We start from the raw sequence: 14,077 nt of genomic DNA on the forward strand, positions 1-14,077 counted from the left end.
ATCAGCGGCACAGGCCTTCGCAAAAGGCGACAAATCGCTTGGCATCCTCGGCCAAGCCCTTTGCAGACTCGGCCAGCACCTTGCTGCCAACAGCGTAATCGGCGGCCAAGCGCAAATCATGGGCGCGGTTGAAAGCGCGGCCCATCAGTCTTGCATGGTCATCCATGCCTTTAACCTTTTGCCCGAAGCGTCCCACCACCATGGCATGGCGAACCGGCGCTTCTTCTCCTTGAAATAAGAGAACGGAAATGGCGGCATGAAACATGGCGTAGTAGGCCTGATGCACCAATGTCTCGGCCATTCTCTCGGGATCAAGTCCTTGCATTTGATCAAGGAAGTCTCGGGCCTTGCAAAGATGAAGCGCCGCTTCTTGCCTCAAACCGCCACGCCCTGCCTTTCGATATTGCGAAGAATGGACAGATCGGAAACGGGTTGATCCGCCGGAAAGGCCACGGGCTGGATGAACTCGCCGGTTTCCAAAATCATGTCATAGGCCGCATCGGCCAAGGCGCACAGATCGCGGCTATCGGCGCCGCCCTTCAGAAAGACCGCCATGTCCCAGTCTGATTCGGGACCGGAATCACCCCTGGCGCGCGATCCGAACAGCACGACGCGCTCCACCCTTCCTGGCAATGCCACCTGGGCGCGGCGCTTGAATTCCTCTGGAATGTTCGTCTGCATCATGGACCGATCCTACAATGAAACCGGCCTGGGGGAAAGACGCCAGCCCTACTCCCGCTCGTCGATCCAGGCAAGCTGGATGGCTTCCAGGATTTTTTCGTTCGACTTTAGGGGATCGTCGGCGAAGTCCTCAAGCCCACAGATCCATTTGTGCAGGTCGGTGAAGCGCAGATTCACATTGTCGGCGTCGGGATGCGCGTCTTCCAGCGCGATGGCGATGTCGTGAACGTCCTGCCACTTCATCGGCTTGCTCATTTTTTCTTGTCCACCATCATGTTGCGAGACGCCGTGGGAATGGTCACCACCAGCCCGTCCAGCTCCTTGGTCATGATGATCTGGCAGCCCAGGCGCGAGGTTTGCGTCAGGCCAAAGGCTAGGTCCAGCATGTCTTCCTCGTCGTCGCTGGCGTCCTTCAATTTGCCGTACCATTTCGGATCGACCACGATATGACAGGTCGAGCAGGCCAGCGACCCTTCGCAAGCGCCTTCCAGGTCGAGATGGTTGCGATGCGCGATCTCAAGGACCGACAGGCCTTCGGGCGCTTCCACTTCGCGAGCCTTGCCGTCGCGGTCGATAAAAGTCATCTTGGGCATTCGTCATTCCCCCACGCGCTTCTCAAGATTGTCCATGCTGACCCCAGCCAGCGCCTTTCTGATGCCCCGGTCCATACGTTTTTCGGCAAACGGCTTGGTGGCCGTCTCCAGGGCGTCGCTGGCCGCCAGCACGGCCTCGCGGTCCGTACCTTGGCAAGCCGCGTCCACCTTGGCAAGGGCCTGATCGATCAGGCCCCATTCCTCTTGCGACAACAGGTCGCCGTCATGCGCCAGCGCCGCCTTCACGGCCAGCGCGTTGCGCTTGGCGTCAACCTTCGATTCGGCCAGCAGGCGGGCGGCCATATCTTCCTTCGCATGTTCCATGCTGTCTTTCAGCATGGCGGCCATTTCGTCTTCGGAAAGCCCATAGCTGGGCTTGACCTGCACTTGCGATTCGACGCCGGTCGCGGTTTCGCGGGCCGAGACGGTCAGCAAGCCGTCGGCATCGACGGTAAAGGAGACGCGAATCCTAGCCGCCCCCGCCGCCATCGGCGGAATGCCCGACAGGGTGAAACGGGCCAGCGAACGGTTCTGACTGACCAATTCGCGCTCGCCTTGCACGACATGGATCATCATCGCCGTCTGGCCGTCCTGATAGGTGGTGAATTCCTGGGCCATGGCGGTGGGAATGGGCGTATTGCGGAAGATCACCTTCTCGACGATGCCGCCCATGGTTTCCAACCCCAGCGACAAGGGCGTGACATCCAGCAACAGCGTGTCGGAACCGACGGTCAGGGCTTCTGCTTGTTGGGCGGCGCCCACCGCCACCACTTCGTCGGGATTGATGTTGGCCAACGGCATGGCGCCGAACAGATCGGCCACCGCCTGGCGCACGGCGGGCACACGCGTCGAGCCGCCCACCAGCACCACGCCCTTGACGTCGCCAGGCGCTGCGCCGCCGTCTTCCAGCACCTGGCGGCAAATCGACATCGTGCGTTGAACCAAGGGCGCGATCATGGCGTCCAACTCGGCGCGGGACAGCGCGTGACGGCTGGTGCGCCCGTCGAATTCCAGCATCCATTCGCCGCTGTCGCGCGCGGTCAGACATTCCTTGGCCACCCTGGCCGTCATCAACGCCTGTTTGACCTTGCCGGGATTCAAATCGGTCTCGGATCGCTCGTGCAGGAATTTCTCGGCGATCATATGATCGATGTCGTCGCCGCCAAGGGCGGCGTCGCCGCCGGTGGCCTTGACCTGGAAGACGCCTTTTTCCATGCGCAGCAGCGACACGTCGAAAGTGCCGCCGCCCAGATCGTAAACGGCGTAAAGCCCCTCGGCGCCCTGATCGAGGCCATAGGCCAACGCCGCCGCCGTCGGCTCGTTGACGAGGCGCAAAACCTCGATGCCCGCCAGCCTAGCCGCGTCCTTGGTGGCGGTTCTGGCCGCATCGTCGAAATAGGCGGGAACGGTGATCACCGCCTTGGGCACCTTCTTGCCCAGGGCCTGTTCGGCCTGGGCGCGCACCGCCCTTAGGATGTCGGCGGAAATCTCGACCGGAGTCAGCGTGCGCCCGGCTACCTTGATGCGCACCATGCCGCTGGCGTCGCCATCCACCTCGAAGGGCAGTTGGCCCGCCACCGCCTTGATGTCCTCGATGCCGCGCCCCATCAGCCGCTTGATCGAACTGACCACGTCATGCGGACGGTCCAGGATCAACTCTCTGGCTTCGGCGCCCACGATCACCGAGCCGTCGTCGCCATAGGCCACGACGGAGGGAATGAGCGTGCGGGCCTTGGCGTCGCGCAGCACTTCGGGCTTGCCGCTCTTCGAGATCGCCACCACTGAATTGGTGGTGCCCAGATCGATGCCCACCGCCACCTCGTCGTCGGCGTGGGGCAAAGGCGTTTCGCCGGGTTCGAAAATATCGAACAGAAGATCGTCGCTCACTATGCCCCCTTCATCAGGCGCGCCTTGCGCCCCCTGGCCTCGTCGGACAGGCGCAGCAGATATTTCATTTTCAGCACCAGTTTGGCCGCGCCGTCCAGGCAACCGGCCTGAAAGGCCTGCGACAGGTCGTCGACGGCATAGGCGATGTCCGATTCCGTCCTGGCCAGAATGGCCTGCACCTGCTCGGCCGAATCGGCTTCCATCAGGGCTTCCCTGGCTTCCATCTGTTCCATCAAAAGCATGGGATCGGAAATCGTGGCCCCGTCGGCGTCGTCCACCTTCTTGCCTTTCAGCTTCAACAGATAGGCGGCGCGCTTCAACGGGTCTTTCAGCGTCTCGTAGGATTCGTTCAACGCCATCGCCTGCTGCTGGCTGTTCAGCCGTTCCTTGCCCGACTTGGCGGCGAAGCGGTCGGGATGCAATCGGCGCTGAAAACCAAAATAGTGCCGTTCAAGCTCGCCCTGATCGATGTCGAAGCTGGGCATCAGGCCCAGCCGCTGGAAATGATCGAGCGGGCGCGGCGGCTGCACGGCTCCGCAGACCGAACAGAACAGAGCGCGCGGGCTGGCTGGCCCCTTGCAGGACCAACACTCGACGACACAGGCTTCAAGCCCGTCTGTATGATGCGCTTCGAAATTCATGACCCGCTCAGACGTGGCCCATCAGATATGGAAGGACTCGCCGCAGCCGCAGCGCCCCTTCTCGTTGGGATTGCGGAAGACGAAACCGCTTTTCATCTGCTCTTCGACATAATCCATCTCGGTGCCCAAAATGAACATGGTCGCCTTGGGATCGATGTAGACCGTGACGCCCTTGTCCTCGACCGTTTCGTCATAGGGGCTTTTCTCGTCTGCGAATTCGACCGTGTAGGACATGCCCGAGCAGCCCTTGGAACGAACGCCGATGCGAATGCCCGCCGTCGGCTTGCCGCGCTTGGCGATCAAAGCCTTCACGCGCTCGGCGGCGGCATCGGTGATGGTAAGTGGTGTTGGCCTGTCCATGAATGCTTACTCCGCCGCTTCGCCGTCTTTGCCGGCGCCGTGTTTCGTCTTGTAGTCGCTGATCGCCGCCTTGATGGCGTCCTCGGCCAGCACCGAACAATGGATCTTGACCGGCGGCAACGCCAGATGTTCGGCGATATGGGTGTTCTTGATGGCCGCCGCTTCGTCCAGCGTCTTGCCCTTCACCCATTCGGTGACCAGCGAACTGGAAGCGATGGCCGATCCGCAACCGAAGGTCTTGAACTTGGCGTCCTCGATGATGCCTTCGGGGCTGACCTGGATTTGCAGGCGCATGACGTCGCCGCAGGCGGGCGCGCCAACCAGACCGGTGCCGACATGCGTATCGTCCTTGTTCAGGGAACCCACATTCCTGGGATTCTCGAAATGGTCGATGACCTTGTCGCTGTATGACATGTGAGGTACTCCTTACTCTACTTAATGTTCCGCCCACTGGATCGACTTGATGTCGATGCCCTGTTGAGCCATTTCCCAAAGCGGGCTGAACGAGCGCAATTTCGTCACCCGCTCGATCAGAAGATCGGCCGCGAATTCCAGTTCGGCCTCGGTGGTGAAGCGCCCGATGCCGATGCGCAAGGACGTATGCGCCATCTCTGCCTCAAGGCCCAGCGCCCGCAGCACATACGAAGGTTCCAGCGACGCCGATGTGCAAGCCGACCCCGAGGACACCGCCAGTTCCTTGACCGCCATCATCAGCCCCTCACCCTCGACGAAGGCGAAGGACAGGTTGAGATTTCCCGGCACGCGGTGCTGGGGGTGGCCGTTCAGAAACACTTCGGGCAGCCCGTCGGTCACTCGTTTATGGAAGCGGTCGCGCATGGCCGTCAGGCGCTTGGCCTCGTCATCCATTTCCGCCTTGGCGATCTCGCAAGCCTCGCCCAGGCCGACGCATAAGGGGGTGGCCAGCGTGCCCGAACGCATGCCGCGCTCTTGGCCGCCGCCATTGATCTGCGCCAGCACCCGCACGCGGGGCTTTCTGCGCACGTAAAGCGCGCCGACACCCTTGGGGCCGTAAATCTTGTGGCCGGAAATGCTCATCAGATCGATGTTCATGGCGTCGACATCCAGCGGAATCTTGCCCACCGCCTGCGCGCAATCGGTATGGAAGAAGACGCCCTTCGACCGGCAAATGGCGCCGATCTCGGCCATCGGCTGAATGACGCCGATCTCGTTGTTGACCGCCATCACCGAAACCAGAACCGTCGTGTCCTTGATGGCTGATTTCAACTGATCCAGGTCGATAAGCCCGTCTTGCTTGACCGGCAGATAGGTGATCTCGAACCCTTCAAGCTCGAGGTGACGGCAGGTGTCCAGCACGCATTTATGCTCGGTCACCACCGTCACGATGTGATTCTTCTTGCCCTTGTAGAACTGGGCCACGCCCTTGATCGCCAGATTGTTGGACTCGGTGGCGCCCGACGTGAAGATGATCTCCTTGTCCGAGGCTCCGATGATGGCGCCGATCTGTCCCCTGGCCTTCTCGACCGCCTCTTCCGCTTCCCAGCCATACATGTGGTTGCGCGAATGCGGATTGCCGAACTTCTCGGTGAAATAAGGCAGCATCGCCTGCACGACCCGGGGGTCGCAAGGCGTGGTGGCCTGATAGTCGAGATAGATCGGCCGGGGCTGGTCGTTGGCAGGCGAATGGTTCATCGAATCTCGTCCTTGTTATTCCGCCGCCTGGGCGCCCGTGGCCCCTGCGGCGTGGAAGACGCCGCTGGTGCCCAAGACGCGGCGCTGGCACACATCGTCCAGCGTGACCGAGCTTAGGAACAGATAAATCTGGTTGCCCAATTCTTCCCACAGGTCGTGGGTCAGGCAGCGGCCCTTGTTGTTGTGGCATCCCGCAGGCTGGCCGGGCATGCAGCGCGTGGTCTGCAAGGGTTCGTCGACGGCCAGCACGATGTCGGAAATGCGGGTCTGGTTGGGGGCGCGGGCCAGAAGATAGCCGCCGCCGGGACCGCGAACGCTTTTCACGATGCCGCCCTTGCGCAGACGCCCGAACAATTGCTCGAGATAAGAAAGCGAAATTTCCTGGCGGTCGGCGATGTCGGCCAGAGCCACCGGCTGGCCTTGTCCCTTGGTGGCCAGATCGACCATCGCCATGACGGCGTAGCGTCCCTTGGTGCTTAACTTCACAGGCGTGTCTCCTTCTCCTGTTGTGCCGGGCCGGTTGCTTCTGTTCGCTTGGTCAACCGTGACCGGCGGCGCGTGTTTCGTGAACGACTGGCGGGCTTGGGGAATCCTTGACCCCCTCGGCATCGGCCAGACGATGTTCCAGCTCCTCAAGGCGCTGGGTAAGCTGCAAAACCTGACGATGCAGGGTTTCGGCGGTACGTGCCACCGGATCGGGCAGGTGCTCGCTGGTCAACCCGTAGGCGTGGAAGGCATGTTCCTCGTCCTTCTTCAGGCGACGCATGGCGACCCTGGCCGGAATGCCGACCATGGTGACGCCCTTGGGCACGTCGGACAGCACGACGGCATTGGCGCCGATCCTGGCCCCCTCGCCGACCACATGCGGCCCCAAAATCTGGGCGCCCGATCCCACGATCACCCCATCTTCCAAGGTAGGATGGCGCTTGCCCTTGTGCAGGCTGGTGCCGCCCAGGGTCACGCCGTGGTAAAGAGTGACATCGTCGCCGATAACGGCGGTCTCGCCGATCACCACGCCCATGCCGTGGTCGATGAACAGGCGTTTGCCGATGGTCGCCCCGGGATGGATCTCGACCCCGGTCAGAATGCGCCCGATTTGCGAGAGGAAACGACCCAACAGCTTGAATTCATAGGCCCACAGCCAGTGCGCGAGGCGGTAGAAGAGCAGGGCGTGCAGGCCCGGATAGCAGAACAATATCTCGAGATTTGAACGGGCTGCGGGATCGCGCTGGGCGATCGAGGCGATATCTTCGCGAAGACTCTTGAACATCAGGCTACCCGCCGTGCTATAGATACGACCCGCCGCTTGGGGCTAGTCAAAGCCCGAATAACCCTAAACGGTATTGGGGAATATAGGTTGCCCGACTAAGCCGGTCAAGTATGGCGGGCAAAAAGGGATTTCCTTCACAAGCCCGGTCCCAAGCCTTCGACGACGGCGTCATGGCGGGGCGGGGTCAAGCCGCATCAGGAGTTCAATGCCCGACGTCATTTTCCAGGGCCCCGAGGGCCGGATCGAAGGCCGTTACACCCACGGCAAGGAAGCCAACGCGCCGATCGCCCTCGTTTTGCACCCGCATCCGCAGCGGGGCGGCACCATGAACAACAAGGTGGTCTATACGCTGTACCACTCGTTCGTGAATCGCGGCTTTTCCACCTTGCGCTTCAATTTCCGCGGCGTCGGCCGCTCGCAGGGCCGTTTCGACAACGGCCAGGGCGAATTGTCGGACGCCGCCTCGGCGCTCGATTGGCTGCAAACCTACAATCCCAACGCGCCCGGCTGCTGGATCGCGGGCTATTCCTTCGGGGCTTGGATCGGCATGCAGCTTTTGATGCGCCGCCCCGAGATCGAGGGGTTCATCTCGGTCTCGCCGCCCGCCAGCATCTATGATTTCACTTTCTTGGCGCCTTGTCCGGCCTCGGGCCTGATCGTGCATGGCACGGCCGACGAAGTGATCCCCGAGGCTTCCGCCGCCAAACTGGCCCACAAGCTGGGCAGCCAGAAGGGGATCGAGGTGACCTACAAGACCATCTCGGGCGCCACCCATTTCTACACCGAGCAGCTTGAAGACCTGGGCTCCATCGCGGGCAATTATCTCGACAAGGCCCTGGAGAAACCCAAGGCTGCCTGACGGAAAAGCCGAATTTCCGGAGCGAAGGCGAACGGCCTTCAAGGATATTTTGGTTGTTGCCGCTGGGCGCGACTTGGCGCGCGGCATCGCTAACTCAGAACGCGGTCTACCTGCCGCATGAAGGCGCCTCGATTGACGCCCTCAAGTCAGCCTGCGCACCGCAATCCGGCGGGCATGGTTCAGGCGTTCTAGGACTTTTATTTCGACGCCATCCTGGACACTCGTATAGGCATCGCGCCCACCCACATCGAAGGCCGCCCCAGTCAGGAAAGGGTGCGAGGGATCGGCGTTGACCAGACGCACTGGGGCGCGGCCATGGCGGCATTCGCCAACCTTGTCATCTGCACGCATGATCAGAACGCCGCTTCCGGGAAGATGGGGATCAAAGCCGCCGATCGGCTGGCGGTTTTCGACCAGCAAAAATGTGCCGTCCGTCATCGGGATGCGAACCGCCAGGGTTTCAAACGATCCATCCTCGAGCGGTCCCAACACGATTTCGCCCGACGACTCGGCAAGTCCGAATTCTCTGACCTTGCCGCCATCAAGCCAGCCCAGGCGCAATTTGGTCCAGGATGAAATGCCCGGCGGCGGCAGGTCGCGCTTGTAGGCATGGCAAGACATCGGGTCCCAGAACCCCATGTTGATCAGCGCATTGGCCCAGCCCCTGTCCAAGGTCGGATAAAGGACCTGTAGATCGTGATCGTAAAGGCAGGGCACCCTGCGCTTGCCGTCTTGGACCCCGCCCCACACATGGGCGCAGTCGTGGAACAGGGTTCCCAAATGGGCGGAAACGGTGAAGATCGCCACGCCGCCGGGCACTTGTTGGCCGCTTCGCGATTTGAACGGCACGCCGCTTTGCCATCCCAGCATGCCGGGATAACCGCAAAGACCGACCATCCCATAATCGACGAAACGCGCCCGCATGAAAACGGCCATATAGTCGAAAGCGGAAAAATCGTAGTCGCCATCCACAACGTCGATAGCGTCTTGAATCAATTTCGTCACTCGGCTTTTGTCGACTTGCAAGTTGACCGGCGAAATAGCGTAGCGTGAAAGCGGATCGGGCATCATCCGCCAGCCGCTTAATTTGGTATCCAGGCTTTTTGCGCCATAGGACATTTCCTGCACATAGGCATCCAACGACTGGAATCGAGAATCGACATAACCCTGGTCGATGCGCAAGGAAACGTCCGGAAACTGCACCATAATCACCAATCCGCGAAGGGCCGTGGCTGCGCCCATGGATCGGCGCGTCGGCGCCAACGAGGCGGCCCCCAATGCGGCCGAGCCTGCCAGAAAGTTCCTTCGGGACAATGGATGGCGCATGATTTTTCCCACTTAGGGCCTGAACAACCGCCCGCCGGTCATGGGTTCCGGCACGCCCGTCGTGCCGGGGAATGACAGCGGCAGGCCAGCCACGCTGCGAGCCGCCAGATAGGCGAAGGCCTGGGCTTCCAGCGCGTCGCCCTGCCAGCCCACCGCTTCAACCGCATCGACCGGCACATTGAGGCCCCGGCGCAAGGCTTCCATCATCACCGGATTTTTGCGCCCGCCGCCCGCAACCAGCCAGCGTTTGGGAATACGGGGTAGGAAATCGACGGCCCGCACCACCGACCGGGCCGTAAAGGCGCATAGGGTGGCGGCCCCGTCGGCGGGCGCCAATCCGCCCATCAATCCCTTGGCCAACAAAGAAAACTCGTCGCGGTCGAGCGATTTTGGCGGCGGCGCCGAGAACCAGGAATGGCCCAGGAACTCCTCGACGGCGTCCTTGTCGACCACCCCGTCCTGGGCCAAGCGCCCGTCCAGATCGATCGGATAGCCGGTCATGGCCAGCATCCAATCGTCGATCAAGGCGTTGCCGGGGCCGGTGTCGAAGGCCAGCACGCCGCCATTGGGGCCGATATAGGTGACATTGGCCACGCCGCCGATATTCAGCAAGGCCAATGGCTTTTCCAAATTGTCGGCAAGGGCGGCATGGAAGACCGGCACCAGGGGCGCGCCCTGCCCGCCATGGGCGACGTCGTTCGAACGAAAGTCGGCCACCACGTCGATGCCGGTCTCTCCAGCCAGCAACTGGCCATCGCCGATCTGCAAGGTCATGCGTTGCTGGGGCCGATGCAGCACGGTATGGCCATGAAAACCGATCAAATCGGCTTTGGCGCCCGGCATGGCCAATAGCTGCCTGACCGCCTGGACATGGCGCATGGTCAGGTCCAAGACCAGATCGACGGGTGGGTCGGGCAGGCCCAGAACGTCGCGCAGCCGCTCGCGGAACGGCTCGTCATAGTCCAGGAACAGACTGGGGCCGAAAGCGGTCACTTTGACGCCGTCGGTCTCGATCAGGGCGGCGTCCACGCCGTCCATGCTGGTGCCGCTCATCAGACCCAGGACCCACATCCGTTGTTCCCCTCGTCCCTTTGTGGTAGGAAACCCGACTTCTTCCGCCCCAAGGATATCATTCATGACCACGCTTCGCTCGGATTTCCTGAAGGCCGCCAAGGCCCGCGGCTATGTCCACCAATGCACCGACGAACAGGCGCTGGATCAGCGCCTGACGTCGGGCGTGGTTCCGGCCTATATCGGCTTCGACTGCACGGCCCCCAGCTTGCATGTGGGCAGTCTGGTCTCGATCATGCTGCTGCGCCTGTTGCAAAAGTCGGGACACAAACCGATCGTGCTGATGGGCGGCGGCACCACCAAGGTGGGCGACCCTTCCGGCAAGGACGAAAGCCGCAAACTGCTGACCGACGCCGACATCGCCGCCAACATGGCGGGCATCAAGCAGGTCTTCTCGCGCTTCCTGACCTTCGGCGACGGCCCCACCGACGCCGTGATGGTCAACAATGCCGACTGGCTGGACAAGCTGCACTACATCGCCTTCCTGCGCGATTACGGTCGCCACTTCACCATCAACCGCATGATGAGCTTCGATTCCGTGAAGCTGCGCCTCGAGCGCGAGCAGCCGCTGACCTTCCTGGAATTCAACTACATGATCTTGCAGGCCTACGACTTCGTCGAGTTGGCCAGACATTACAAATGCGCGCTGCAGATGGGCGGCTCGGACCAATGGGGCAATATCGTCAACGGCGTGGAACTGGGACGACGCGCCGAGAATCAGGAACTGTTCGGCCTGACCACGCCGCTGCTCACCACATCGTCGGGCGCCAAGATGGGCAAAACGGCGGCGGGTGCTGTGTGGCTGAACCCCGACATGCTCTCGCCCTACGACTATTGGCAGTTCTGGCGCAACACCGAAGACGCCGACGTAGGCCGTTTCCTGCGCCTGTTCACCGAATTGTCCGAGGCGGAGATTTCGCGCCTGGAAAGCCAGGAAGGGGCGGGCATCAACGAAGCCAAGAAGATTCTGGCGGGCGAAGCCACCCGCATGGCGCATGGCGAGGACGCTGCAAAATCCGCCGCCGAGACCGCCCGCAAAACCTTCGAGGAAGGCGGTTTAAGCGCCGATCTGCCCACGCTGACGCTGGAAGCCGAGGAAACCGTCTATGCGCTTCTGGTCAAGGCGGGCATGGCCGCCTCGAACGGCGAGGCCAGGCGTCTGATCAAAGGCGGCGGCATCAAGCTGAACGACGCGCCGGTCACCGACGAAATGGCCAAGCTGGCGCCAGCCGATCTTAAAGATGGGCCGATTAAATTGTCCGCCGGAAAGAAGCGCCACGCCCTGATCAAAAGCGCCTGACAGACTGGACATTTGATAATTAGAGATATATTAGAATCCTCTTAAGGAGACTTAGGGGGAGTAGCTTGCCATGACCGAACGTTCCATCTCGTTGACCCTGCGCATCGCGCTGGGGTTGGTTTTGGTGTCCGTCTTTACCGCTTTTATCGGCACCACGGTTCAGTATTTCTATCTGAACGGTGTGATCGACCACGCCGCGGAGCGCGAACTGAACTCGCACTTTGAGCGGCTGATCAATCTGATGGACGAGCGTGCCCGCCAGGGCGAAGCCATGTCGGCTCTGGTCGCCAGCATCCCCGACGTGGCCGAGGCGCACGCCAAGGGCGAACGCAAGCGCTTGGCCGACCTGTTCGGCCCCGGCTACAAGGATTTCGCCAAGACCTATGGCGTCGAGCAGTTCCAGTTTCACACCCCGCCCGCCACCTCGTTTCTGCGCATCCACAAGCTGGACAAGTTCGGCGACGATCTGTCGTCCTTCCGCTTTACCGTTCTGGAGGCCAACAAAGAGAAGAAGCCCGTCCTGGGCCTGGAATCGGGCGTGGCCGATCTGGGCATCCGCGCCGTCGTGCCGGTTTCGCATCAGGGCAAACATGTCGGCACGGTCGAATTCGGCATGAGCTTCGGCCCCGCCTTCTTCCAAACCTACAAGGAGCGCACCGGCGTTGACGTGGCGCTGCGCAGGCGCTCGGAAAAGGGTTTGTCCACCTTCGCTTCGACCTTCGGCGATCTGCCAGCCGTCGGCGAGGAAGGTCTGACCAGGGCCTTGAACGGCGAAACCGTTCTCAAGCACCTGCCGGGCGAGAACCGCTTCGCTCTGGCGCGCTCAATCAAGGATTACAAGGGCAACCCCCTGGGCGTCGTCGAGCTGGTGATGGACAGCAGCGCCTATGCCGCCCAGGCGCAAAACGCCGTCTTTGCCGGCGGCGCCATCGCGCTGCTGGCGGTGCTGGCCGCCTCGGCCATCGGTTTCTTCATCGCCCACGGCATCGCCCTTCCCATCCGGCGCATGACCGAGGCTATGGACCGTTTCGCAAAACGCGACTTCGCCATGGAGGTTCCGGCGCAGAACCGCAAGGATGAAATCGGGCGCATGGCCAGGGCGGTGCAATTCTTCAAGGAGCGCGGGCTGGAACTGGCCAAAATGGAAGACGAGCGCGAATCGCGCATGGCCGAACTTGGCCGCAAGGAAGCCGACCTCAGTCGGGAGGCGAAAGGGCATCTGGCGGGCATCGTCTCGGCGGCCATTCAGTCGAACGAGGCGATCGTCACCTTCGTCAACATGATGCAGGAAATCCGCCAGGTCAGCGCGCAAAGCCAATCCGTGGCCGCCGCGGTCGAGGAAATGGTGGCCAACATCCAGACTATTTCGCAAACCGGCAATCAGGTGGCGTCCGACGCCCGCCACGCCGAGGAAGCGACCGGCACGGGCGCCCACAATGCCAACAACGCCGTGGGCAGCATGGAGGCCATTCAAAGCAGCGTTGCCGAAACCGAGGCCAGCGTTGACCGCTTGAGCGAGGCCTCGGCCCAGATCGGCGAGATCGTCGACCAAATCGAAGCCATCGCCAAGCAGACCAACCTGCTGGCCTTGAACGCGACGATTGAGGCGGCCAGGGCGGGCGAAGCAGGCAAGGGCTTCGCCGTGGTGGCGGGCGAGGTCAAGAATCTCGCCACCCAGACCGGCAAGGCCACCGACGACATCCGCTCTCGCATCGAACATCTGCGCTCGGAGATGGGCCGCATCGTCAGCGACATGCATGAAAGCGCCGACGCCGTCGATCAGGGGCGCGGCGTGATCACCCAGTTGCGCGATCAGTTGAGCGACATTTCAGGGCGCGTCGCTTCCGTCACCTCCAGCATGCAAGACATTGCGGGCATTCTGACCCAGCAGGGCCAAGCCGCCAGCGAAGTGTCGAGCGGCACGCAGATGATCGCCAGCATCGCCGCCAAGAACCAAGACGAGATCAACATCGTTCTCGACGCCATGGACAAGGCCGGAGCCACGCTGGAGGAGCGCGTCAACTTCTTCGCCAAGTCGCAAGAAGCCCGCGTGCTGGTCGAGGTGGCCAAGAACGACCATGTCTCGTTCAAGCGGCGCATCGTCGAAACCCTGGCCGGACGGCGCGACCTGAAAGCCGACCAACTGGCCGACCATCACACCTGCCGCCTGGGCAAATGGTACGATGCCCAGAAGGACCCGGCCTTGGTCAGCCTTCCCGCCTTCAAGAATTTGCTCGATCCGCACCAGCGCGTCCATGCGCACGGCAAGGAGGCGCTCAGGCGTTTCGATGCCGGCGACATGAACGGAGCGGTCGCAGAAATGGGAAGGCTCAACACGGCCTCGCACGAGGTGCTGGATCTTCTGGACGCCATCGCCAAGGATCTGGACGCCGCGAAGGCGGCTTAACGCACTTGCCC

Annotated in this window: 16 protein-coding genes; 3 read left to right on the top strand and 13 right to left on the bottom strand. The window is 61.9% G+C overall.

The annotated features are described in order from the left end of the window. Position 1: 1 nt before the first annotated feature. From HQL44_11735 to cysE, 11 genes are read right to left on the bottom strand one after another with little or no spacing between them, the layout of a single operon-like run. On the bottom strand, positions 2 to 379 hold the full coding sequence (locus HQL44_11735) for a HEPN domain-containing protein (GenBank protein ID MBF0269250.1): 378 nt from the start codon (positions 377 to 379) through the stop codon (positions 2 to 4). Beyond that, entirely contained in the window at positions 376 to 684 is a 309-nt protein-coding gene (locus HQL44_11740; GenBank protein MBF0269251.1) for a nucleotidyltransferase domain-containing protein, read from the bottom strand. Before HQL44_11740 ends, HQL44_11735 begins: the two co-directional genes overlap by 4 nt. Positions 685 to 729: 45 nt before the next feature. Beyond that, positions 730 to 924, bottom strand: a complete 195-nt coding sequence (iscX, locus tag HQL44_11745) for a Fe-S cluster assembly protein IscX (protein MBF0269252.1) — start codon at positions 922 to 924, stop codon at positions 730 to 732. Positions 925 to 932: 8 nt separating this feature from the next. Beyond that, on the bottom strand, positions 933 to 1,274 hold the full coding sequence (locus HQL44_11750) for a ferredoxin family 2Fe-2S iron-sulfur cluster binding protein (GenBank protein ID MBF0269253.1): 342 nt from the start codon (positions 1,272 to 1,274) through the stop codon (positions 933 to 935). Between the two features lie 3 nt (positions 1,275 to 1,277). Continuing rightward, on the bottom strand, positions 1,278 to 3,161 hold the full coding sequence (hscA, locus tag HQL44_11755; GenBank protein MBF0269254.1) for a Fe-S protein assembly chaperone HscA: 1,884 nt from the start codon (positions 3,159 to 3,161) through the stop codon (positions 1,278 to 1,280). Then, positions 3,161 to 3,802, bottom strand: coding sequence for a Fe-S protein assembly co-chaperone HscB (gene hscB, locus HQL44_11760; protein ID MBF0269255.1), 642 nt, complete (start codon positions 3,800 to 3,802; stop codon positions 3,161 to 3,163). The genes hscA and hscB overlap by 1 nt, the downstream gene beginning before the upstream one ends. 21 nt (positions 3,803 to 3,823) lie before the next feature. Next, positions 3,824 to 4,162 (bottom strand): iron-sulfur cluster assembly accessory protein, encoded by a 339-nt coding sequence (locus HQL44_11765; protein ID MBF0269256.1) that lies wholly within the window; start codon positions 4,160 to 4,162, stop codon positions 3,824 to 3,826. A 6-nt stretch (positions 4,163 to 4,168) separates the two neighbouring features. Next, positions 4,169 to 4,576, bottom strand: coding sequence for a Fe-S cluster assembly scaffold IscU (gene iscU / locus HQL44_11770; protein MBF0269257.1), 408 nt, complete (start codon positions 4,574 to 4,576; stop codon positions 4,169 to 4,171). Between the two features lie 21 nt (positions 4,577 to 4,597). After that, on the bottom strand, positions 4,598 to 5,833 hold the full coding sequence (locus tag HQL44_11775) for an IscS subfamily cysteine desulfurase (GenBank protein ID MBF0269258.1): 1,236 nt from the start codon (positions 5,831 to 5,833) through the stop codon (positions 4,598 to 4,600). Between the two features lie 15 nt (positions 5,834 to 5,848). Further along, on the bottom strand, positions 5,849 to 6,319 hold the full coding sequence (locus HQL44_11780; protein MBF0269259.1) for an Rrf2 family transcriptional regulator: 471 nt from the start codon (positions 6,317 to 6,319) through the stop codon (positions 5,849 to 5,851). 52 nt (positions 6,320 to 6,371) lie between these two features. Next, complete coding sequence (gene cysE / locus HQL44_11785; GenBank protein MBF0269260.1) at positions 6,372 to 7,103, bottom strand: serine O-acetyltransferase; 732 nt, start codon at positions 7,101 to 7,103, stop codon at positions 6,372 to 6,374. A gap of 205 nt (positions 7,104 to 7,308) precedes the next feature. On the opposite strand from cysE, the gene HQL44_11790 reads away from it, so the two are divergent. Continuing rightward, a complete protein-coding gene (locus HQL44_11790) occupies positions 7,309 to 7,962 on the top strand; it encodes an alpha/beta hydrolase (protein MBF0269261.1) in 654 nt (217 codons plus the stop codon). Between the two features lie 141 nt (positions 7,963 to 8,103). Here the strand turns inward: HQL44_11790 and HQL44_11795 are convergent, their stop codons facing one another. Both HQL44_11795 and HQL44_11800 read right to left on the bottom strand, forming a co-directional pair. Then, the gene (locus HQL44_11795) at positions 8,104 to 9,288 is read right to left on the bottom strand and encodes a twin-arginine translocation signal domain-containing protein (protein MBF0269262.1); all 1,185 of its coding nucleotides are present in this window, start codon (positions 9,286 to 9,288) and stop codon (positions 8,104 to 8,106) included. Between the two features lie 12 nt (positions 9,289 to 9,300). Then, a complete protein-coding gene (locus HQL44_11800) occupies positions 9,301 to 10,359 on the bottom strand; it encodes an anhydro-N-acetylmuramic acid kinase (GenBank protein MBF0269263.1) in 1,059 nt (352 codons plus the stop codon). A gap of 64 nt (positions 10,360 to 10,423) precedes the next feature. On the opposite strand from HQL44_11800, the gene HQL44_11805 reads away from it, so the two are divergent. Beyond that, on the top strand, positions 10,424 to 11,659 hold the full coding sequence (locus HQL44_11805) for a tyrosine--tRNA ligase (protein MBF0269264.1): 1,236 nt from the start codon (positions 10,424 to 10,426) through the stop codon (positions 11,657 to 11,659). A 70-nt stretch (positions 11,660 to 11,729) separates the two neighbouring features. Further along, a complete protein-coding gene (locus tag HQL44_11810) occupies positions 11,730 to 14,066 on the top strand; it encodes a CZB domain-containing protein (GenBank protein MBF0269265.1) in 2,337 nt (778 codons plus the stop codon). Positions 14,067 to 14,077 lie beyond the last annotated feature (11 nt).

The sequence above is a fragment of the Alphaproteobacteria bacterium genome (assembly GCA_015231795.1).
Taxonomy (GTDB): domain Bacteria; phylum Pseudomonadota; class Alphaproteobacteria; order Rhodospirillales; family WMHbin7; genus WMHbin7.